Origin of the sequence: Sphingomonas sp. Leaf230 (assembly GCF_001421745.1) — a bacterium.
In the GTDB taxonomy this organism is placed as follows: domain Bacteria; phylum Pseudomonadota; class Alphaproteobacteria; order Sphingomonadales; family Sphingomonadaceae; genus Sphingomonas.
In genome coordinates this window covers 158329-178910 of record NZ_LMKW01000010.1, presented here as the reverse complement: position 1 = coordinate 178910, position 20582 = coordinate 158329, and the positions used below count along the sequence as shown (strand labels likewise).

General features: G+C 65.8%; 20 protein-coding genes and 1 tRNA gene. 8 read left to right on the top strand and 13 right to left on the bottom strand.

Annotation, left to right across the window (positions count from 1 at the left end; translation table 11 throughout):
• The first annotated feature begins 6 nt into the window (after positions 1–6).
• Entirely contained in the window at positions 7–2517 is a 2511-nt protein-coding gene (locus ASE82_RS12850) for a DegT/DnrJ/EryC1/StrS family aminotransferase (RefSeq protein ID WP_056063897.1), read from the top strand.
• Between the two features lie 29 nt (positions 2518–2546).
• Positions 2547–3635, top strand: a complete 1089-nt coding sequence (locus tag ASE82_RS12845) for a glycosyltransferase family 2 protein (protein ID WP_235524697.1) — start codon at positions 2547–2549, stop codon at positions 3633–3635.
• Between the two features lie 19 nt (positions 3636–3654).
• Here the strand turns inward: ASE82_RS12845 and ASE82_RS12840 are convergent, their stop codons facing one another.
• Complete coding sequence (locus ASE82_RS12840; RefSeq protein ID WP_056063892.1) at positions 3655–4359, bottom strand: murein L,D-transpeptidase catalytic domain family protein; 705 nt, start codon at positions 4357–4359, stop codon at positions 3655–3657.
• A gap of 204 nt (positions 4360–4563) precedes the next feature.
• Here ASE82_RS12840 and ASE82_RS12835 point away from each other — a divergent pair, with 204 nt between their 5' ends.
• A complete protein-coding gene (locus tag ASE82_RS12835; RefSeq protein WP_235524696.1) occupies positions 4564–5178 on the top strand; it encodes a L,D-transpeptidase family protein in 615 nt (204 codons plus the stop codon).
• Between the two features lie 95 nt (positions 5179–5273).
• On the opposite strand, the gene ASE82_RS12830 is transcribed toward ASE82_RS12835, so the two are convergent.
• Both ASE82_RS12830 and ykgO read right to left on the bottom strand, forming a co-directional pair.
• The gene (locus tag ASE82_RS12830) at positions 5274–5888 is read right to left on the bottom strand and encodes an HAD family hydrolase (protein ID WP_056064717.1); all 615 of its coding nucleotides are present in this window, start codon (positions 5886–5888) and stop codon (positions 5274–5276) included.
• Between the two features lie 4 nt (positions 5889–5892).
• Complete coding sequence (gene ykgO, locus ASE82_RS12825; RefSeq protein WP_003046794.1) at positions 5893–6018, bottom strand: type B 50S ribosomal protein L36; 126 nt, start codon at positions 6016–6018, stop codon at positions 5893–5895.
• A 157-nt stretch (positions 6019–6175) separates the two neighbouring features.
• Between ykgO and ASE82_RS12820 the strand changes: the two genes are divergently transcribed.
• The 5 genes from ASE82_RS12820 to ASE82_RS12800 all read left to right on the top strand — a co-directional run bounded on the left by ASE82_RS12820 (position 6176) and on the right by ASE82_RS12800 (position 10509).
• The gene (locus ASE82_RS12820; protein WP_056063889.1) at positions 6176–6802 is read left to right on the top strand and encodes a DUF4136 domain-containing protein; all 627 of its coding nucleotides are present in this window, start codon (positions 6176–6178) and stop codon (positions 6800–6802) included.
• 11 nt (positions 6803–6813) lie between these two features.
• The gene (locus ASE82_RS12815; protein ID WP_082441523.1) at positions 6814–7932 is read left to right on the top strand and encodes a M14 family metallopeptidase; all 1119 of its coding nucleotides are present in this window, start codon (positions 6814–6816) and stop codon (positions 7930–7932) included.
• Positions 7933–8055: 123 nt separating this feature from the next.
• Positions 8056–8742: a 2,3-diphosphoglycerate-dependent phosphoglycerate mutase gene (gene gpmA, locus ASE82_RS12810; protein WP_056063882.1), complete on the top strand. Its 687-nt coding sequence runs from the start codon at positions 8056–8058 to the stop codon at positions 8740–8742.
• A gap of 218 nt (positions 8743–8960) precedes the next feature.
• Positions 8961–9416, top strand: a complete 456-nt coding sequence (purE, locus tag ASE82_RS12805; protein WP_056064714.1) for a 5-(carboxyamino)imidazole ribonucleotide mutase — start codon at positions 8961–8963, stop codon at positions 9414–9416.
• Between the two features lie 25 nt (positions 9417–9441).
• A complete protein-coding gene (locus ASE82_RS12800; RefSeq protein WP_056063879.1) occupies positions 9442–10509 on the top strand; it encodes a 5-(carboxyamino)imidazole ribonucleotide synthase in 1068 nt (355 codons plus the stop codon).
• Between the two features lie 166 nt (positions 10510–10675).
• Here ASE82_RS12800 and ASE82_RS12795 read toward each other — a convergent pair.
• The 10 genes from ASE82_RS12795 to nusB all read right to left on the bottom strand — a co-directional run bounded on the left by ASE82_RS12795 (position 10676) and on the right by nusB (position 20382).
• Positions 10676–10751: transfer RNA gene (locus ASE82_RS12795), tRNA-Phe, on the bottom strand.
• 53 nt (positions 10752–10804) lie between these two features.
• The gene (locus ASE82_RS18975; RefSeq protein WP_082441491.1) at positions 10805–10978 is read right to left on the bottom strand and encodes a DNA gyrase inhibitor YacG; all 174 of its coding nucleotides are present in this window, start codon (positions 10976–10978) and stop codon (positions 10805–10807) included.
• Positions 10975–11934, bottom strand: coding sequence for a ribonuclease (locus ASE82_RS12790; RefSeq protein ID WP_056063876.1), 960 nt, complete (start codon positions 11932–11934; stop codon positions 10975–10977). Before ASE82_RS12790 ends, ASE82_RS18975 begins: the two co-directional genes overlap by 4 nt.
• Positions 11927–12493 carry a Maf family protein gene (locus ASE82_RS12785; RefSeq protein ID WP_056063873.1) on the bottom strand — a complete coding sequence of 189 codons (567 nt, stop codon included), beginning with the start codon at positions 12491–12493 and terminating at the stop codon, positions 11927–11929. Before ASE82_RS12785 ends, ASE82_RS12790 begins: the two co-directional genes overlap by 8 nt.
• Positions 12494–12541: 48 nt before the next feature.
• Positions 12542–12760, bottom strand: coding sequence for a translation initiation factor IF-1 (infA, locus tag ASE82_RS12780; RefSeq protein ID WP_031441079.1), 219 nt, complete (start codon positions 12758–12760; stop codon positions 12542–12544).
• Positions 12761–12927: 167 nt separating this feature from the next.
• The gene (locus tag ASE82_RS12775) at positions 12928–14412 is read right to left on the bottom strand and encodes a DNA methyltransferase (protein WP_056063870.1); all 1485 of its coding nucleotides are present in this window, start codon (positions 14410–14412) and stop codon (positions 12928–12930) included.
• Between the two features lie 102 nt (positions 14413–14514).
• Positions 14515–16470 (bottom strand): alpha/beta hydrolase family protein, encoded by a 1956-nt coding sequence (locus ASE82_RS12770; RefSeq protein WP_056064711.1) that lies wholly within the window; start codon positions 16468–16470, stop codon positions 14515–14517.
• A 242-nt stretch (positions 16471–16712) separates the two neighbouring features.
• Entirely contained in the window at positions 16713–18869 is a 2157-nt protein-coding gene (locus ASE82_RS12765; protein WP_056063867.1) for a sodium-translocating pyrophosphatase, read from the bottom strand.
• A gap of 91 nt (positions 18870–18960) precedes the next feature.
• Entirely contained in the window at positions 18961–19854 is an 894-nt protein-coding gene (gene thiL / locus ASE82_RS12760; RefSeq protein ID WP_056064708.1) for a thiamine-phosphate kinase, read from the bottom strand.
• A 72-nt stretch (positions 19855–19926) separates the two neighbouring features.
• Complete coding sequence (gene nusB / locus ASE82_RS12755) at positions 19927–20382, bottom strand: transcription antitermination factor NusB (protein WP_056063864.1); 456 nt, start codon at positions 20380–20382, stop codon at positions 19927–19929.
• Between the last annotated feature and the right edge of the window lie 200 nt (positions 20383–20582).

Here is a 20582-nt window from a genome sequence, read left to right as displayed (position 1 = left end):
TCGCCGATGAAACGCCTCCCCCTGATCGCGCCGAACCCGCCGCGGCTGAGCGAGCACCTCGATGCGCTGCGCCGCGTCGAGGCGTCGGGCGTGTTCAGCAACAACGGCCCCGAGGTTCGCGCGTTCGAGGTTGGCGTCACCGATAAGCTCTTCGGCGGCCACGGCGCCAGCCTCGCCGTCGGCAATGCCACGCTCGGGCTGATGCTCGCGATCCGCCATGCCTCGGGTATGCGGACCGGCGGGCTGAACCCCAAGCAGGGCACGCTCGCGCTAATGCCCGCACTCACCTTCGCCGCGACCGCACAGGCCGCGGCATGGGCGGGGCTGACGCCACTGGTCTGCGACATCGACCCGGACGATTGGGGTGCGTGCGCGCTGGAGGAGGAGCGGCTGCTCCAGCGCCACGGCGAGCGGATCGGCGTGGTCGTGCCCTATGCGACGTTCGGCAACGCGATCGACCTCGACCGCTACGTGCATTTCCAGCGGCGCTACGGCGTCGGAATCGTGATCGACGCAGCCTCCTCGCTCGGCACGCTCGACGATTCGGGGCTCGGCTTCGGCGCGCGCGCGCCGTTCGCGGTGGTCCATTCGATGCATGCCACCAAGACGTTCGCGGTGGGCGAGGGCGGCTTGATCCATAGCGGTGACGTCGACCTGATCGCGACGCTGCGGTCGATGGGCAATTTCGGATTCGAAGGCAGCCGCAACGCGACTTTGCCGGGCATCAACGCCAAGCTGCCCGAGATCACCGCCATCATGGCGCAGACCAAGCTGGCCGAGATCGATGGGATCGCCAACCACCGCGCCGTGCTGGAGGAAACCTATCGCGCCACGCTCCCCGACTTCCAGTTCCAGGCGGTATCGGGCCGGCGTCGCTCGATGCAGTTCATGCCGGTGCTGCTCCCCGAACACATCGCGCATCACCGCGACGCGATCGTCGAGGCGATCGAGGCGGACGGCGTCGGCTGCGGCCGCTATTTCAGCCCGCATCTCGGCGAACAGCCCTGGTTCCAGGCGACCGCGATGATCGAGCCGACTCCGGTCGCCGACAGGATCGCCGGGCGGATGCTGTCGCTGCCGATCACCGATGCGATGTCGGTCGCAGACGCGCGGCGCGCTGCCGAAGCGCTCGCGAACGCCTGCGCCGCGATCGTCCGGCCGCTCGACCGGCGTGCGTCGGTGCGAGGGGCGGGCGGCAAGATCGCCTCGGTCATCGTGATCGGCGGCGGTCCCGCGGGGACGGCGATGCTCACCTCGGCGACCAAGCGCGGCCTGCTCCCCGATCTCGCCGCGTCCGGGCTGATGGTGATCGAGCGCGGCAATGCGATCGGTGGCGGGCGGCTCGGGCGCTATGCGATCACGTCGGATTCGACCGCGCAGACCTTCCTGACCGCGGTCCGAGGCAACGTGCATCCCGAACTCGCGCGGCTGGTCGATCATCCCGCCGGACGTGCGGTCGCGGCGCACGAGGGCGCGCTGGGCGTACCGTTGACCGAGGTCGGGCCGCTGCTGCGCGCGACCGGCGACCGGCTGACCGATATCGTCCGCGCCAATCGCGGCGTCGTGCTGACCGGGCACGAGGCACTAGGTGCGAAACGCGTCGGCGAGGGCCTGTGGAGCGTCCAGGTCCGGCGCCTCGCCGACGGCCATGTCTTCGAGCAACTCGCGCGCAACATCGTCGTCGCGACCGGCGGTCACCAACCGCTCGACCGGCTCGCCACGCAGCGGGTCGCGGGGGCCGGGCTGATCGAGTTGGCGAGCGGGCGCCTGCTCCAGTCCGACGACGTGCTGACGACCGGCGGGTTCGAGAAGGTCGCCGATATCCTGACCGGCAAGCGCGCACCGAAGATCGCGGTGATCGGTGGGTCGACCAGCGCGCTGACCACGATCGCGCTGTTGCTGAAGAGCCAGCCCCCGCTGCCGTTGGGGGCAGGGGCCATCACGCTCCTGCACCGCAAGCCGCTCCGCCCCTTCTATCATTCGGTCGAGGCCGCGCATGCCGAGGGGTTCACCGATTTCGGTCCCGACGACATCTGCCCGGTATCGGGGTTCGTCTACCGCCTCGCGGGCTTCCGCCTCGAAGCGCGCGATCTGGTGCTGCGGATGCTCGGTATCGACGGCCGCGTGCCCGATCCCCGCGTGGCGCTGCACCGGATCACGGGCGACGACGATGCGGTCGCACGAGCGGCGATTGCCGGAGCGGATCTCGTCATCGCGGCACTGGGCTATCGACCGATCGCGATGCCGCTCGCCGATCGCGACGGCGCGCAGATGCCGCTGGCGGCGCATGACGGAAAGCCGATGGTCGACCGCCACTGCCGGATCGTCGACGATCAGGGCGGACCGATCCCCGGCCTCTACGGTCTTGGCCTCGCCGCCGGCTTCGTGCCCTGGGGTGCTCTCGGTGGCGAATCCAGTTTCTCCGGGCAGGCCAATGGCTTATGGCTCTGGCAGAACGACGTGGGGTTGATGATAATCGATCAGGTGATGGCATCGAAGGCACTGGCAGCAGCGTGACGTCGGACGACCGAACGGCTGATCCCGTCGTGAGCCCCGCCGTTAGCCCCGTCGTCAGCGTGGTCATGGCGGCGTATAATGGCGCCGGATTGATCGAGGAGACGCTCGCCAGTCTGCAAGCGCAGACCTTCACCGATTTCGAGGTCATCGTCGTCGACGATTGCTCGACCGACGACACGCGCGAGGTGGTGCGCGCCTGGCCAGATCCACGCGTGCGACTGGTCCAGATGGCAAAAAACGGGGGCCCGGTGCTCGCGCGCAACCGCGGGTTTGCGGAAGCACGCGGCCGCTACATCGCCGCGCTCGACCATGACGATATCTGCCGCCCCGATCGCTTCGAGCGGCAAGTGGCGTATCTCGACGCGCATCCAAACACCGTCTTGTTGGGCACCGCCGCCGAACTGCTGACCGCCGGCGTGGTCGGTCCGTCCAGCTACGCGCCGACCACCACGCCCGCGCTGGTCGCGTGGCTGACGTGTATCGAGAACCCCTTGGTCTGGTCGTCGACGATGATGCGGACGGAGGTGGCGCGACAGCTCGACCCGGTGACACGGCCGGAGCTCCTGTATGCCGAAGATTTCGACCTGTATCAGCGGATCCAGCATTTCGGCGCGATCGCGCGGCTGGACGAAGCGCTGGTGCTGTACCGCGTCCACCCCGGCGGTGTCTCGAAGCGCTTCGTCGATACGATGGAGGCCGCCTCGGTCCGCGTCCTGACCGAACGCTACGCTCGCCTGTTCGACGATCGCGCGGAGCGGGTCGCGCGGCTGATGGTGCTGCACAACATGGCCAAGCGACCCGTGCCCGATCGTGCCGCGCTGGCCACGCTGGGCAGTGCGCTGAGCGTGATCCAGGCGGACTTCCTGGCGACGCACGACTGCTTGGCACACGATATCCGCCTGATCCGCTGGGAGACCGCGCGACGCTGGGGCGATATCGGCCGGGCAGGGCTGCGTGCCGGAACGGTCAGCCTGCAAGACGTGCTGGCGGTGCGCCCCGATCATCTCGGGCTCGGCTATGCCGGCGTCGAAGCGCTGTTGTGGTCGGGGCTCATCGGCGGCGTCAGGCGCGCCCGCCGGAGGATGCAGCAGAGCCGCATGGCCCAGACCGCGGAGTAGCGCGGTCCGGGCCGGTATTTCAGACCTTGGCGGCGTAGATCATACGACCGGCACCGAGCCGTGCGAACACCTGGTCCAGATCGCGCTCGCCGACGGCGAAGCAGCCTTGGCTGCGACCGAGCATGCCGTGGCTCTCGATCATGTCCTTGTTCGCGTACCATGCCGAATGCACGACGATCGCACGGTCGAGCGCGTTGTCGTTGGTCGGATCGAGCCCGATCAGGCGCTGCGAACGGCCATGCTTGCCGACATAATAATCGTCGGTGACGAACGCGCCCTCGGACGAGGCGTTCGAGCCGAAACGGTTCGAGAAGCGCTCCAAATACCCGGTATGCGCCGGATCCGAGCCGCTGCCGTGCGCGACCAGCAACGACGTGCTGCGCCCGCTGGCGAGATCGATGAAGTGGAAGCGCGGCTTGCCCGACGGTGCGGCGAAATCGGCGATCGCGATCCGGTCGTGATGCTGGATGCGGCTGCCGTGACGGCTGAGCGACGCCATCGCCTGGCGCAGCAGATCGGGACGGACCACCTTGGGCGACGTCAGTGCGACCGTCGTCCGCGGCAGCGGTGGCTGCGTCATCGGCTTCAAATCACGTGCGGTCAGCGGACGTCCGAGACGCGTCGTCGCCGACACTGCCCCCGGCACCACCAAAGCCCCCGCCAATACCAAACCATTCTTCAGAAGCGCGCGTCGTTCGCGCACAAGACCTTGCTCGTCGTGCATCGATTTTCCCGAAATTGCCCCGTTTCTTGGAACATCCTATAGCCGATTTTCCGTGAATATTCTGCAACCATTTCCACTGGTTGTGGGTCCGTTCCCTCGAACTACCCCGGCTTGGGGTCGGTTCGTCGACTCAATCCTTCGACGGCACGTTTTCGAGAATCGCGCGTTGGGCGGAAATATCGGGATTCGAGGACGGACGCGACGATGGGCAAGATGGCGAACGGGACGGCGCGGTCTTTCATGGCAATGGGGCTGACCTTTGCGATACTCGCGGGCGCAAACCCCGCGCAGGCCGCATCGGCCGCCGCCATTGCCGCGATGCCGATCGAGCAGGCCGCGACCGAACTCTCACCCAACCAGTTCGTCTGGAAGGACAATGGCTCGAGCGAGCCCGTCAGCGTCGTCGTCAGCCTGATGGAGCAGCGCGCGTTCGTCTATCGCGGGTCGACGATGATCGCCGCGACGACGATCTCCAGCGGCAAGGATGGCAAAGACACGCCGGTCGGCACCTATCCGATCCTGCAGAAGAACGCGGTCCACAAGTCGAGCCTGTACGACGACGCATCGATGCCGTTCATGCAACGCCTGACCTGGGACGGCATCGCGATCCACGCAGGCCGCAACCCGGGTTTCCCCGCATCGCATGGCTGCATCCGCGTGCCGCTCGGTTTCGCCAAGCAGTTGTTCGGGGTGACGACGCTGGGGACGACCGTGACGGTGACGGACGATTTCGAGGGTGGCGTGATCCCGGAAGCGCCGGTCGCGGATCAGGAGACGGCTGTAGCGAACCTGCGCCAATCGATTTCGCTAGAGCAGTGAGCGACGCCACCCCGTCATCCTGACGAAAGTCAGGATCCAGAGTAACCGACCCTGACGCTAGTGGCTCTGGATCCTGACTTTCGTCAGGATGACGGCTACGCCGCGATCGGCAGCCCTAATTCGACCAGCCGCGCACGAAAATCCGCCGCATCGGTAAACAGCACCGATTCGATTCCGAACGCCTGCGCGCCCGCCACGTTCGCCGCGTTGTCGTCGACGAACACAGCCTCCTCCGCCGCCAACCCGAATCGGTCGAGCGCAAGACGGTAGATCGCCGCATCCGGCTTCACCATCTTCTCCTCGCCCGACACGACCACGTCGCGGAATCGGTCGAACAGATGGGCTTCCCGCGCGCGGAAGGGTGGCCAGAACTCGTGGCTGAAGTTGGTAATCGCGAACAGCGGTACGCCGGCTACGTCGAGCTCCTCGACGATCTCCTGCATCCCGGCGATTCGCGCACCGATGCTCTCGTTGAAGCGCGGCCCCCAGGCGGCGATCAAGTCGGCATGCTGCGGATGCAACGCGGCCAGCTCCGCCGAGGTGTCGGCGAAGTCGCGGCCAGCATCGTGCTGGAAGTGCCAGTCGATCGTCACGACATCGCGCAGGAACGCGTCGAGCGCCCGATCGTCGTCGATCAGGCGCTCGTACAGGATCCGGGGATCCCAGTCGTAAAGGACACGACCGACGTCGAAGATGACGGCCGTTATCAGGGCTTTAGCCCTGGCGTGCCTTGAAGCGACGGTTGGTCTTGTTGATGACGTAGGTACGGCCACGACGACGGATCACGCGGTTATCGCGGTGACGATCCTTGAGCGACTTCAGGGAATTGCGGATCTTCATGATCGATTCGCTTCTTTTCAAATCTAGGTGTGCGGAAAGACGGGATCGCCTAATGGCGGGGTGTGTCCAAGTCAAGCAACGGACACGCTCCTACCATCCGGGAACCCACTCGGCTGGTCGGAGCGTTACTATAGCGCAACATTCTAAGGAAGTCCCGATGGCGGTTCGTTCGATCCTGGTCCTGGCGCTGGCAAGCGCATCCCTCACCGCGTGCGCGACCGGCCCGTCGCTGCCGCCGACCGAAGTGCTGCGCTATCATCTCGGCGAGCCGATCGACCGCGGTACCATCGCCGTCCAGCCGCTGACCGCCGGCGGCCCCGCCAGCATCGAGTTCAAGACCTATGCCGCCGCCGTGCAGGGTCAGCTGCTCCAGGCCGGCTACAGCGTCCCCGCACCCGGCGCCAAGCCGCTGCTGGTCGCGACTGTAGGCTTCACTCGCACCACGCAGGCAGGGCCACCCAAGCAGTCGCCGATCAGCATCGGCATCGGTGGCGGCGGCTTCAGCGGCGGCGGCGGTCGTCGTGGTGGCGGTGGTGGCGTCGGGCTCGGCGGCGGGGTCGGCTTCCCGATCGGCGGCGGCGGGAGCACCGCGATCCTCGTCTCCGAGCTGTCGGTGACGATCAAGCGCACCGCCGACCAGTCGCCCGTCTGGGAAGGCCGCGCGCAGTCGTTCGCGGACGCCCGCAAGGAGGATGCGCGGACCGATATCCAGGCCGACAAGCTCGCTCGCGCGCTGTTCATGGGGTTCCCCGGCGAGTCCGGTCGCACTATCCAAGTGAAATGAACGCGCAAACCATGAGCCCGACCGTCAACGCAGCCTTCGATGGCGGCAACATTCGTGTTGTCGCCGTCGAGGGAGACCGAATCGACCTGGAGATCGTCACCGATTTCCAGTCTGATTTCTTCCAGTGGTTCTACTTCCGCGTGGCGGGCGCGGCCGGCCGCACGCTGACCTACCGCATCCTGAATGCGGGCAAGTCGGCCTATCCGTTTGGCTGGCCGGGCTACAAGACGCGCGCCAGCACCGATCGGCAGGCGTGGCGGATGATCGAGACGCGCTATGACAATGGCGTGCTCGAATTCGACTTCACCGCCGACACGGATCTCGCCTGGTTCGCGTATTTCGCGCCGTACACGATGGAGATGCACGAGGCTCTGGTGACGCGCACCGCGTTGCTGCCGGGTGTCGTGCACCGCGAACTCGGCCAGTCGCTCGACGGTCAGGCTATCGACTGCTTCACGATCGGCTCGGGGCCGAAGCAGGTCTGGATCTACGGTCGCCAGCATCCCGGCGAATCGATGACCGAATGGTGGATGGAAGGCGCGCTGGAGCGACTGACCGATTCGGCCGACCCGATCACCGCAGGCCTGCTGGCGAAGGCGACCTTCAACGTCGTTCCCAACATGAACCCGGACGGCACGCGCCGCGGTCATCTGCGCACCAATGCCGTGGGTGTGAACCTCAACCGCGAATGGCACACGCCGACGCCGGAGAAGAGCCCCGAAGTCCTGTGCGTCCGCAATGCGATGGACCTGACCGGCGTCGACGTCGCAATGGACATCCACGGCGACGAGGCGATCCCTGCGAACTTCATCGCCGGCTTCGAAGGCATCCCGTCCTGGACCGACGCCCACGGCGATAAATTCTACGAATACGGCCGTCGTCTCGCGGCGCACACGCCCGATTTCCAGACCGAGAAGGGCTACCCCAAGTCCGCACCTGGGACTGCGAATCTGTCGATGTCGACCAACCAGCTCGCCGAGCGCTTCGGCGCGGTGTCGATGACGCTGGAGATGCCGTTCAAGGATCACGACGCCAATGCCGATCCCGAGTTAGGCTGGTCGCCCGAGCGCTCGAAACAGCTTGCGCACGCGATGCTCGAGACGCTTGCCGGTATGATCGACGAGATTTGACCTAATAACAACGACTTGGCACGGTTCGGAGGCTTGGGTTCAAGCGCTGCGGACCGTGCGTTGGCCTAACCTTATCCTAACCTTTGAACCCTTCCGTTCAGTCCCGCCACCCCAGGAGCCCGAATGCCGACCCTAGTCCTGATCCGCCACGGCCAGTCCACCTGGAACCTCGAGAACCGCTTCACCGGCTGGTGGGACGTCGACATGACCGCCAAGGGCGAGGCCGAAGCCAAGGCCGCCGGCGAGCTGATGGCTGCCAAGGGCCTCGACTTCGACCAGACCTTCGTCAGCCTCCAAACGCGGGCCATCAAGACGCTCAACATCGCGCTGGAGGCGATGGGCCGCCTCTGGCTCCCGGTCGAGAAGGACTGGCGCCTCAATGAGCGTCACTATGGCGGCCTCACCGGCCTCGACAAGGCCGAGACCGCCGCCAAGCACGGCGACGCACAGGTCCATATCTGGCGCCGCAGCTTCGACGTCCCGCCGCCCGTGCTCGACGACGGCAGCGAGTTCGACCTGTCCAAGGACCGGCGCTACGACGGCATTGCCATCCCCAAGACCGAGAGCCTCAAGGACACCATCGCCCGCGTCCTCCCGTACTGGGACGAGCGGATCGCCCCCGCGCTCAAGGACGGTCAGCGCATCCTGATCTCCGCCCACGGCAACTCGCTCCGCGCGCTGGTGAAGCACCTGTCGAACATCCCCGACGACGAGATCACCAGCCTCGAGATCCCGACCGGCCAACCGATCGTCTACGAACTCGATGCCGACCTGAACGCCACCGACCGCTACTACCTAAGCGAGCGCTGACGCCACCGGCCTTTACTTCCCCCCTCCTTGGAAGGGAGGGGCCGGGGGTGGGTCGGCCGCTTGGCGAGCGCTCCGGATCCCAATTAGCCAACCCACCCCCAACCCCTCCCTTCCAGGGAGGGGAGCAGTGTACCAACAACATTGCCCAATCCCCCCCACGTCGCTAGGCACGGCGCTCCTTGAATCAGGGGGCGATCGTGGCTCTAGTCGGCATCATCATGGGCAGCACCTCCGATTGGGAGACGATGCGCCACGCCGCCGAGACGCTCGACGCGCTCGGCGTCGTGTATGAAACACAGGTCGTTTCCGCCCATCGCACTCCCCAACGCCTCTACGACTATGCAACGACCGCCGCCGATCGTGGCTTGAAAGTCGTGATCGCAGGCGCCGGCGGCGCGGCGCACCTCCCCGGCATGGCGGCGTCGATGACGCATCTCCCGGTGCTCGGCGTCCCCGTCGAATCGAAGGCGCTGAAGGGCATGGATAGCCTGCTCTCGATCGTCCAGATGCCCGGCGGCATCCCGGTCGGCACGCTCGCGATCGGCAAGCCCGGTGCGATCAACGCCGGCCTTCTGGCGGCCGCGATCCTCGCGACATCCGACGACGCGCTGGCCGAGCGCCTCAAAGCATGGCGCGCCGCACAGACCGCCTCCGTCGCCACCGACCCCATCTGAGCACGATAGCCTGAAAGACGCTGACATGACGCCGCTTCCCCCCGGATCGACCATCGGCATCCTCGGCGGAGGCCAGCTGGGTCGCATGCTCGCCACCGCCGCGGCCCAGCTCGGCTATCACACGCATGTCCTCGCGCCCGACCAGGAGAGCGTCGCCGCGCAGTCCGCCTCGACCATGACGCGCGCCGACTATCACAACCGCATCGTCCTCGCCGACTTCGCCGACGCCTGCGACGTCATCACCTACGAGTTCGAGAACATCGCGGTCGAGCCCGTGGAATGGCTCGCAGACCGCGTCCCCGTCCACCCGAGCCCGCGCGCGCTCCGCGTCGCACAGGAGCGGATCGGCGAAAAAGGCTTCGTGGAGAGCGTCGGCGGCCGTCCGGCACCGTGGGCCGCAGTCGACAGCCTCGAAAGCCTGCAGGCGGGCCTGAAGGTGATCGGCACCCCCGCCATCCTCAAGACCGCCCGCTTTGGCTATGACGGCAAGGGCCAGGTCAAGATCGACACGCCCGAAGGCGCGCAGGCCGCTTGGGACACGATCGGCGGTCCCGCGGTGCTCGAAGCCTTCGTGCCGTTCGACCACGAGTTCTCGATCCTCATCGCTCGCGGGATCGATGGCGGCATCGCGCGCTACGATTCGCCACTCAACGTCCACCGCGACGCGATCCTTCGCCACTCCACCGTCCCCGCACCAGTGGCCGTACTGGCCCAAGCCGACGAAGCCGCAGCGCTGGCCGAACGGATCGCCGCCGAACTCGGCTATGTCGGCGTACTGGCGTGCGAGTTCTTCGTCGGCGCCGACGGCCCGGTCTTCAACGAGATGGCCCCCCGCGTGCACAATTCCGGCCACTGGACGATCGAAGGTGCCGAATGTTCGCAATTCGAAAACCACATCCGCGCGATCTGCGGCCTGCCATTGGGCGCGACGACGCTGACCGGGCGTGAAGCGACGATGGAGAACCTGATCGGCGACGACGCGGACCGCTGGGCGGAGCTGCTTGGCGAGCCCAACGCGCACCTGCACCTGTATGGCAAGGGTACCGCGCGGCCGGGGCGGAAGATGGGCCACGTCACGCGGATCGTCCGCTAGCGCTGGTTCCGTTCTAGAACCTGCCCCTTCCGTTCGCCCTGAGCGAAGTCGAAGGGTGTGCCCCAAGCGAAGGTGCTTCGACTTCGCTCAGCACGAACGGATTTTGGGCAGCATCACGCGTGCCTCGGAGAGTAAGGCGGCAGTGCTGATCACAAGGTAAAAAAAATGGTGCCCGGAGACGGGGTCGAACCGCCGACACTGCGATTTTCAGTCGCATGCTCTACCAACTGAGCTATCCGGGCACGTCCGGTCTGGGACCGGAGAAGCGTCCGACCTTGCGATCGGAAGGGCGCGTTTAGTCGGGGTCTTCGGCGCTGTCCAGCCCCGTTTGCGAGATTGCGCGGCCGGGAATGCGATAGCCTTCGCCGAGCCACTGCAACAGGTCGCGGTCGCGGTGGCGGCTCGAGCAGAACGGCTTGTACTCGGCGACCGCGGGCTGGTCGCAGATCGGGCATTTGACGGTCGTCATCGGGCACTCTCCAGTTCGTGGACGACGCCCGTGCGGCGTGCGAGTTCCGCAATCCAATCTGAGCGCGTCATCAGGCGCGTGTGGACGGCTGTGGGCAGGGTGTGACGGCGCGAGGCGGTCGGCGGCGCGCGTTCAAGCGTGCGGAGCGCCGCGCGGGTCGCTGCACCGACCGGATCGGCGCGGAGAATCTCGGGGATCGACGCACGGGGCCTTGGCCGGACGATCTGGAGGAAACCAAACCCGTTCATCGCGGTGCGCTCGAACGGTTGTGTTAGGGACTCGTCGATCGCGGCGGCGACGGCGTTGCGCTGCGCCTTGCCGGCGATCGTCGGGAAATCGATCCCGATCGAGCCGCCGATGCCGTGTCGGCGTATCGCCCGCGCCACGGCATGCGCGGCGGCAACCGCAAGCGTGTCCAGCGGTGGCGCGCCGTCGACGTCGAACAATGTCATCGCCGGCGTCGGCGAAAGCCGCAGCGCGCCGAGCGGGAACACGATCTCGCCACTCACAGCCTCGTCGAGCAGTTCGGACCAACCCGCTGCCTCCAATGCATCGGGTTCATGCGGGCGCGGGCTGCGGACGGGCAGGCCGGTCGCCACGAGGCGCTCGTACAGCGTCGGAGCGGGGCAGGGCGGCAGGTCGCTGGGAGCGGCCTTAGCGAGCTTCGCACGGCCCGCTTCGGGGAGGGCTTCACGGACGATCTCGACGGTGAGGCTGGCGCCCTGCGTGATGCCAGGGGGGAGGTGGTTGATCAGCGCTTCGCCACCATCGAGCGCGACGCGGCCACGCCGGCCCGGGAGGAGTTCGACAAGCCGCGCGCGGGCGACGAGGCCGACCTTCAGTGCGTCAGTGTCGAGTTCGATCGCAGCTTCGATAATCTGATCATCGTCCACCAGCGCGGCGCGCGCTTCGCCGATACCGGCCTCGTAGAGCCATGCAGGCCCCGTATCAGGCAAGTGCGACGCCTGCGGTCTTCAACAGCGCGCGCGTCTCGAACAGGGGCAGGCCTACGACGCCAGAATGGCTGCCCGACAGGAAGCGAACGAACGCCTCCGCGCGGCCTTGGATCGCATAGCCGCCGGCCTTGCCGAGACCTTCGCCGCACGCGAGATAATCGTCGATCTCGGCAGGCGAGAGCGGCTTGAACGCAACGATCGTATCGGCGATGCGCGTCCGGACCTTGCCGGTCGCGTCGATCACGCAGACCGCGGACAGGCAATGGTGGCGTCGACCCGACAGCTTGCCGAGAAGGTCGCGCTGGATTTCGAGCGTGTCGGCGGGCGGCAGGATACGGCTGCCCAGCGCGATCGTGGTGTCGCCGGCGAGGACGATCTCGCCCTCGGCGCGCGCGACGGCACTTGCCTTCTCGATAGCGAGGCGAAGCGCATAGGCACGGGGCGGCTCGGCCTTGCGCGGGCTCTCGTCGATGTCGGGAGATTCCACGCGCGACGGCACGACGCCGAGCCGCGCGAGCAGGTCGCGGCGGCGGGGCGAGGAGGAGGCCAGGACCAGCATTGGTGCCTCGATGCTTGGGCTACGCACCGCGCGAACGGCGCGTGGCGCTTATTTGAAGCGGTAGGTGATGCGACCCTTGGTCAGATCGTACGGCGTGAGTTCGCACAGCACCTCGTCGCCGACCAGCACGCGGATGCGGTTCTTGCGCATCTTGCCGGCGGTGTGACCGAGAATCTCGTGGTCGTTTTCGAGCTGAACCCGGAACATCGCGTTGGGGAGGAGTTCCACCACGCGGCCGCGCATCTCGAGCAGTTCTTCCTTGGCCAAATATAATCTCTGAATTGGGGGAATTTCGGGACGAGCGCCCTTACCGCAGGTTCGCGAAAAAGGAAAGCACGGCCGATAACAGGCACAGGCGTCATGCCTGCACCCACTTGCGTATTCCGTATATCGGCCTTCGACGGCAATTGAACAAGAACGAGACTCAGGCGCTATCACAACAAGCTCGGTTGAAGCGCGGTCGCCTCGCGGGCTGCACGCCGGAACGCAGCGCGGTCGACGTTGGGAATGCGTGGGCGCTTGCCCTGGAACAGGTCCGCCAGCGTCAGGATCTGGAGCTTCGGAAACGCCTCGTCGACGCCGGCACGGTAGATGCCGACCGCGGCGGCGCGGCGCTCCATCTCGCGTGTCGGCTTGGCGTTCATGATCAGGATGCCGATCGGCGCCTTCTCGCGCACGATCGTCGCGGCCAGCGTTTCGACCATCGCGGTGTCCGGATTGAGCCCGCCCTTCACCGACACAATCGCGCGGTGCGTGACCATCTTGCCCGACTCGGGGTCATGATCGTTGAAATAGATCAGCCCGTCGATCCCGCCATCCGCGCCCTTCTTCCTGCCGCCGAACGGCAGCGCGTCCACCATCGAGACCGCCCACCACTGGAACTGATATTTGTCGCGCAGCGCGAGATCATAGGCGGAGGCGAGATCCTTCGGCGTGCCCTCGACGGTGAACGTGACGCCGGGAAACGCGTCCTTCATCCGCTTTTCGATCAGCGAAATGGCAAGATGCGTAACATCGATCCCGATCCATTGTCGCTTGAGCTTTTCCGCTGCGTGCACGGCGGTGCCGCAGCCGCAAAACGGATCGAGCACGACGTCGCCTTCGTTGGACGGGGCAGCGATGATCCGTTCGAGCAACGCGGAGGGTTTCTGCGTCGGATACCCCAGACGCTCCTTCGACGACGCGTTGATGATCGGAATGTCCCACCAGTCGCCCAGCCTGACCCCGTCCGCGAGATAGATACGATAGGGTTCGGCGTCCTTGCGCTTCTGCCAGCGGAACCAGCGGCCGTCGCCGTCCTGGCGATAGTGCGAGTCCTTCTTGCCTGAGGTCTCGCCATACGGAATGCGGATGTCGTTGAAGCGCCGCTGGTCAGTCTTGCCGTAGAACAGCAATGTGTCGTGGAGCCGCTGGAACCGGTTGCTGGCCGCGGTGTAGCGCCGGTAACACCAGACAATCTCGTTCGCGATCTGGCGCTTGCCGAAGATCGCGTCGAGCAGAAGCTTCAGGTAGTGGCTCGCGGTCGGATCGCAGTGGAGATACAGGCTGCCGGTCGGCTTCAGCACGCGGTGCAACTCCAGCAGCCGGACCGCCATCATCGCCAGATACGCCATCATGTCGTTGTCGCCGAGGAAGCCGCGCATCGCGTTGAGAAGGTCGAACGCCTTGGTGCTACCGCTCCGCGCGACTTGTTCGAAGGCGTCCTCGGCGGTCTCGTTCCAGTGCCAGGTGTCTTCGAACGCCTCGATCTGCGCGTTCGACGATTTGCCGTCGGGTTCCTTGAACAGGATGCCGTAGTTCGCGTTCGAATTGAACGGTGGGTCGAGGTAGATCAGGTCGACGCTCTCGTCGGCGATCTCCTTACGCAGGACGGCGAGGTTGTCGCCGTAGAAGAGGTGATTCTCGGGACGGTTGCGCATTCGGTGATGATGCGGAGACAAAACTGCGTTCGTCCAAACAAGATGCATCCACAGTCGGCATATATGCTCCGTTATGGAGTTTTGGCGGGCAGTATCCGTGCGTTATGCTGGATTATACTTTGCCAGAAACGCACCCATCGCCTTCAGGAATTCGAGCCGGTCCTCGCCACGCGTGAAATGATGATCGCCAAGCGGTTGTTCGATATACTCGAACGGCTTGCCCGCCTCTTTGAGTGCCGCTGCCATCATCCGCGATTGCTTCACGGGAACGCGCTTGTCCTCTTTTCCATGCAGCATCAGGATCGGGATCGAGAAGGTCTGCGCACCGAAACGTGGTGAGACGCTGCGATAATCGGGCGCCTGCTTCTTCAGCCAGTCACCACGCGTCTTGCCGTACAGAAACTTGCCGTCATAGCGCTGCATCGCCTGCAGATCGGACACGCCGGCATAGGAAATCGCGCACCGATAGGGTGCCGCATCGCCGGTGCCGTTCCGCTGCGCCGCGCGCATCGCCGCATAGCCACCATAGGATGCGCCGGCCATGCACACGCGCTTCGGATCGGCGATGCCCTGCTTGGCCAGATGCGTGATCGCATCGTCGAGATCGTCCTGCATCTTCAGGCCCCATTGCCCCTCGCCGAGCTTGGCGAAACTAGTGCCATACCCCGATGACCCACGGTAATTGGGCTGGACGACGGCATAGCCGGTTTCCGCCAGATACTGCGTCCACCAGTCCCAATCTTCCGAATCACGTGCGAACGGGCCGCCGTGCGGCAACACGATCAGCGGCAGGTTCTTCGGGCTATGTCTGCGCGGCAGCGTTAGCAGTGCCTCGATCTCGACGCCGTCGCGCGCCTTGTACCGGATCGTCGATACCGGCGACAGCGTCCGCGCCTTGAGGTCGCTGTTCTGCCACGAATAGCGCTGCATCGATCCGTTCGCGGGATCGTAGAAATACAGCGCCCCCGCCTGGGATGGCGAGCCGACCTGCACCAGGAACTTCGACCGGGTGCGATCCCACGAGACGATACGCGCGCGCCGCTCTCCGACCGCCTTGTCGACCGCGTCCTGGATTTCCTTCAGCTTGGGGTTCAGCCAGACAATATGACCGAAGCGATCGGTGACGGTGATGCCGTCGATGTCGTCGCCGGTCGCGTTGTCGATCACGCCATCGACGTCGTAGCCATCCGCGCCGTACAGCTTCTTGCCGAGCTTCAGGTCGGGCAGCGACACCTCGAACACTTCGTCGCGACCGCCCGAATCGTCCGTGGCAATGGCCGTGCCGTCGGCGCGGAACGTCACCGGGACGACGATATCCTGCTTGCCGCGGGCCGATGCGATCACCTTGAACGAATCGCGATTGGCGCTGCGATACAGAAGCGAGCTCTTGCGGGTGTCGTCCTCGTACCGATAGCCCATCCGGACGACGCCTGTGCCATCGGCATACCAGTCGAAGACGTTCGTCTGACTGCCGGCGACGGTCTTGGTCTTGCCGGTCGACAGATCCACCTCAGAGACCGAGGGATACCATTGGCTTTCGCTTTCGATCCCGGTCTGGCGCGACAGCAGGACACGCGGTGTGCCGTCGCGCGCCGCCCAGAGGATTTCGTCCGCGCGGACACCCGAATTCTTCCAGTCGATCCGGTTGATCTTGGTCATGTCGGCTTTGACGCCCAGCGTGCGCGTGACGTAGATGTCCTCACCGTACAGCATGTCCTGCGACCCGATGCCGACCGCGAGCCAGTCGTCACCGACCCAGCGCCACCAATTGATGTCGACCGTCGCCCCGACCTTGATCGCGGCAAGCTTGCCACCGGGAAACAGCGGCGCGACGACCAGCACCTGGACGCCGTCGATCGCCATCTTCGCGGCGATACGCGTGCCGTCGGGCGAGAGCTTCGGATTGGCTATGCCGGGCAGTTTGGCAAAGGTTTCGACCGGCACCCGGTCCGAGAGCGTGGCGTTCGCCTTCGGCGCGGAGGCGGGCGGCGGCGCAGTCTGCGCGACCGCGATCGTCGGTATCATTGCACCGGCCAGCAGGCTCGTACGCCACGTCATCATCAGTCCCCCCGGCCATTCCCCAACGACCGTTTGCGCAGAGTATCGCGTTCGGTAGCCGGCACAAGAGGAGGCTGCAGCGGATCAGTGCAACACCGAGGTCGATGGGACTGAGTGGAAATTGCGCACGCGGCGCACTGCCTTGTTATCGCGCGGGAATGGATGGCAAACATTGAAGCACCGGGCAGTGAATGGATCGCAGAGCGGCCAGCGTAGCTGACCGATCGGCGATCCAGTTCAGTTCACCCCACGCCGCCGCCGGCCAGAGCTGCGAGCAGCAGCAGTGCGACGATGTTGGTGATCTTGATCATCGGGTTCACCGCAGGGCCGGCAGTATCCTTGTACGGATCGCCGACGGTGTCGCCGGTGATCGCGGCCTTGTGCGCTTCGGACCCCTTGCCGCCGTGGTTGCCGTCCTCGATGTACTTCTTGGCGTTGTCCCAAGCGCCGCCGCCGCTCGTCATCGAGATCGCGACGAACAGCCCGGATACGATCACGCCGAGCAACATCGCGCCGAGCGACGCGAAGCCAGCGGCCTGGCCCGCAACGGCGGTGATGATGAAATACACGGCGAGTGGGCTCAGCACCGGCAGGAGAGACGGCACGATCATCTCGCGGATCGCCGCCTTGGTGACGAGGTCGACCGTCCGTGCGTAGTCGGGGCGGCTGGTGCCGAGCATGATGCCGGGGTTGTTGCGGAATTGCTCGCGGACTTCCTCGACGACCGCGCCGGCTGCGCGACCGACCGCGGTCATGCCGAATGCACCGAACAGATACGGGAGCAGCGCGCCGAGCAGCAGGCCGACGATGACGTACGGGTTGCTGAGGCTGAAATCGACCGTGACATCAGGGAAGTAGGTCGCGAGATCCGTCGTGTACGCTCCGAACAGCACGAGCGCGGCGAGCCCGGCCGAGCCGATCGCATAGCCCTTGGTGACCGCCTTTGTGGTGTTGCCGACCGCGTCGAGCGCATCGGTCCTCTGCCGGACGTCGTCGGGCAGCCCGGACATCTCGGCGATCCCGCCTGCGTTGTCGGTGACCGGGCCATAGGCGTCGAGCGCGACGACCATGCCGGCTTGGGCGAGCATTGCGGTCGCAGCAAAGGCGATTCCTATGATCCCGGCCAGCTGGTAGGCGACGATCACCGCGACGACGATGACCAGCGTCGGCAAAGCGGTGGATTCTAGGCTGATCGCCAACCCCTGGATGACGTTGGTGCCGTGGCCGGTCTCGGATGCCTTGGCGATCGACTGGACCGGGCGGTGATTGGTGCCGGTGTAATATTCGGTGATCCACACGATCAGCCCGGTCACGACGAGCCCGATCATCATCGACCAGAACAGGTCCATGCCCGTGAAGCTCCGCGTCAGCGACGGCGCCGCCTGCGTGGTGAGATCGTCAGTCGCAGGATCGAGGAAGCCTGCGCCGCCGATCACGCGGTGAAGGTCGCCGAGCACATATTGCGTGGCGAGGTAGATCGCCGGGATCGACAGGATTGTCGAGGTGAAGAAGCCCTTGTAGAGCGCGCCCATGATGCTGCCGCCACCGAGCCGGACCATGTACGTGCCGATGATCGAGGTGACGATGCACACCCCGCCCACCAGCAGCGGCAGAGTCATCAGCCGCATCAGTTCGGCGCCGCTCGCCTGGATCAGCAGCGCGATCGAGATCATCGTGACGCCGAGAGTGACGACGTAGGTCTCGAACAGATCGGCCGCCATGCCCGCGCAGTCGCCGACGTTGTCGCCGACATTGTCCGCGATCACGGCGGGGTTGCGGGGATCGTCCTCGGGGATACCGGCCTCGACCTTGCCGACCAGATCCGCGCCGACGTCCGCTGCCTTGGTGAAGATGCCGCCGCCAAGCCGCGCAAAGATCGAGATCAGCGACGCGCCGAACGCGAGTGCGGTCAGCGCCTCGACGATGATCCGGTCGTTGGGGGCATGCCCTGCGGGACCGGTCAGATACCAGAAGAACGCGCTGATCGCGAGCAGGCCGAGACCCGCCACGAGCATGCCGGTCACCGCGCCGGAGCGGAACGCCATCGTCAGGCCCGCTTGCAGCGACGTGCGCGCAGCCTCTGCGGTGCGCACGTTGGCGCGGACCGAGATGTTCATGCCGACATAGCCGGCGACGCCCGACAGCAGCGCGCCGATGACGAAGCCGACCGTCGAGATATAGCCGAGCGTGAAGAGAAGGATCGCCGCGACGATCACGCCGACGATCGCAATCGTGGTGTATTGGCGACCCAAATAGGCCTTCGCGCCTTCCTGGATGGCGGCGGCGATGTCCTGCATCTTCTCGTTGCCGGGGGAGGCGGCAAGCACCTGTCGACTGGTGACGAAACCATATAGGACGGCGATCACGCCGCAGATCATGGCCAAATAGACGGTCGTCATACGGCGCTATCCCTCTTGTCAGGTCCTCTCCGGTCCCGGCTTTGCCGAGTCCCGATGTAAGGAACCTATCAGTGCCGGGGTATTGCGCAAGTTATCCTCGGGGGGCGTGCTCGTAGCCTAGACTTGGCGGCAGCGGCACGGGTTTGCCGGAGTCGTGAAGGGTAAGTCCCGAGCCGGCCGAGAACGCACCGATGCAAGTGGCGTCGGTGGCGAAATCTTGCGGTGCAGCAAAAAGGAGTTGGTAGTCGTCTCCGGCAGTTGCGGCGGCAAGCCGGTCGCCGGAGAAGGTGCTATAGGCGTCGGAGAGGGGAATACTCGCGAGATCGATGCTGACGGCGAGGTTGCTGGCTTGTGCCATGCGGGACGCGTCGATGAGGAGGCCGTCGGAGACGTCCATCATCGCGTGGACTTGGCGGCCAAGGATGCGACCATCGGCGAGTCGTGGCTGCGGGCAGCGGTACGCGGCGAGCAGTTCGGCTGGGCCCTGCGCGCCGAGCGCGATGGCGAGCCCCGCGCCCGCATCGCCAATCGTGCCGGTGACGTAGAGCGCGTCGCCTACGAGTGCGCCGCTACGGGCGGGCGCTGCGGCATCGCTCCCGAACGCGGTGACGGTCAGGACGCGGGGCGCACTCGGGGGCAGCGTCACCGTGTCGCCGCCGATGATGCGCGTGTCGAAAGTCGCCAGGACGTCGGCCAGCCCTTCGAGAAACGCACGGTCCCACGCATTGTCGCCAAGCGGGTAGTTGAGGAGGATGCCTTCGGGTTTCGCACCCTTGGCGGCGAGGTCGGAGAGGTTGGTCGCGACCAGCTTCCACGCGACGTCCTGCGCGGGGTCGATCGGGAGGAAGTGTACGCCTTCGACCAGCGTGTCGGTGGTGACGACGAGCGGCCCTGCGTCGAGCAAGGCAGTGTCGTCGTTCAGGCCACGCGCGGTGGCATGCAGCGGGAGCCGGCGTAAGGCAGCAATGAACTCGGTTTCGGTCACCAACTGCTCCCTCTCCCCTCCAGGCAGAGGGTCACCAACTGCTCCCTCTCCCCTTCGGGGAGAGGGAGGTTATCAGCTACGCACTTCTTTCGCGATACCGTCGAGCAACCCGTTCACGAAGCCCGACTCGCGCTTGTCGTAGAACGCATGCGCCACGTCGACATATTCGCTGATCACCGCAGCGACCGGCACGTCCTTCCGCGCGAGCAACTCGTACGTGCCGACACGGATGATCGCCTTCATCGGCTTGTCGAGGCGGGCGAGCGTCCAGCCCTTGGCCAACTTGCCCTCGATCAGCACGTCGATCTCGCCGGCGCGCGCGTTGGCCCCGGACACCAGGTCGTCGAAGAAATCGACGTCGGCCTCGGCATATTCGACGTCTTCGATCGTCGCGCCGAGTCGGTGCTGGTGGAATTCGTTGAGCAGGACGGGCATCGCGGTGCCCTCCATCTCGTGCTGGTACGTGGCTTGGACGGCGGCGAGGCGAGCGGCGGCACGCGCCTTGGTGCGGGGGGCGGTTCGAGTCATAAGCGGTTGCCTGTAGGCGCGGGGCGCGTGTGTGTCAGCCCTTTGCGTTTCGAACGGAACGGCAAGAAGGTTTGTTCACGCGGAGGCGCGGAGCTGTTGCGTGCGGCGCAGCCGCTTCGATCTCCTCATCCGCTAGTGATTGAAGGGCCGCTACGCGGCTAGGTCGATACCTCCGCGTCTCCGCGCCTCCGCGCCTCCGC

Coding starts and splice junctions, on each gene's coding strand:
- ASE82_RS12850 (WP_056063897.1), top strand. CDS start 7: ATGAAACGCCTCCCCCTGATCGCGCCGAACCCGCCGCGGCTGAGCGAG.
- ASE82_RS12840 (WP_056063892.1), bottom strand. CDS start 4,359: ATGCACGACGAGCAAGGTCTTGTGCGCGAACGACGCGCGCTTCTGAAG.
- ASE82_RS12835 (WP_235524696.1), top strand. CDS start 4,564: ATGGGCAAGATGGCGAACGGGACGGCGCGGTCTTTCATGGCAATGGGG.
- ykgO (WP_003046794.1), bottom strand. CDS start 6,018: ATGAAGATCCGCAATTCCCTGAAGTCGCTCAAGGATCGTCACCGCGAT.
- ASE82_RS12820 (WP_056063889.1), top strand. CDS start 6,176: ATGGCGGTTCGTTCGATCCTGGTCCTGGCGCTGGCAAGCGCATCCCTC.
- ASE82_RS12815 (WP_082441523.1), top strand. CDS start 6,814: ATGAGCCCGACCGTCAACGCAGCCTTCGATGGCGGCAACATTCGTGTT.
- gpmA (WP_056063882.1), top strand. CDS start 8,056: ATGCCGACCCTAGTCCTGATCCGCCACGGCCAGTCCACCTGGAACCTC.
- purE (WP_056064714.1), top strand. CDS start 8,961: ATGGGCAGCACCTCCGATTGGGAGACGATGCGCCACGCCGCCGAGACG.
- ASE82_RS12800 (WP_056063879.1), top strand. CDS start 9,442: ATGACGCCGCTTCCCCCCGGATCGACCATCGGCATCCTCGGCGGAGGC.
- ASE82_RS18975 (WP_082441491.1), bottom strand. CDS start 10,978: ATGACGACCGTCAAATGCCCGATCTGCGACCAGCCCGCGGTCGCCGAG.
- ASE82_RS12785 (WP_056063873.1), bottom strand. CDS start 12,493: ATGCTGGTCCTGGCCTCCTCCTCGCCCCGCCGCCGCGACCTGCTCGCG.
- ASE82_RS12775 (WP_056063870.1), bottom strand. CDS start 14,412: ATGCGCAACCGTCCCGAGAATCACCTCTTCTACGGCGACAACCTCGCC.
- ASE82_RS12770 (WP_056064711.1), bottom strand. CDS start 16,470: ATGACGTGGCGTACGAGCCTGCTGGCCGGTGCAATGATACCGACGATC.
- ASE82_RS12765 (WP_056063867.1), bottom strand. CDS start 18,869: ATGACGACCGTCTATTTGGCCATGATCTGCGGCGTGATCGCCGTCCTA.
- nusB (WP_056063864.1), bottom strand. CDS start 20,382: ATGACTCGAACCGCCCCCCGCACCAAGGCGCGTGCCGCCGCTCGCCTC.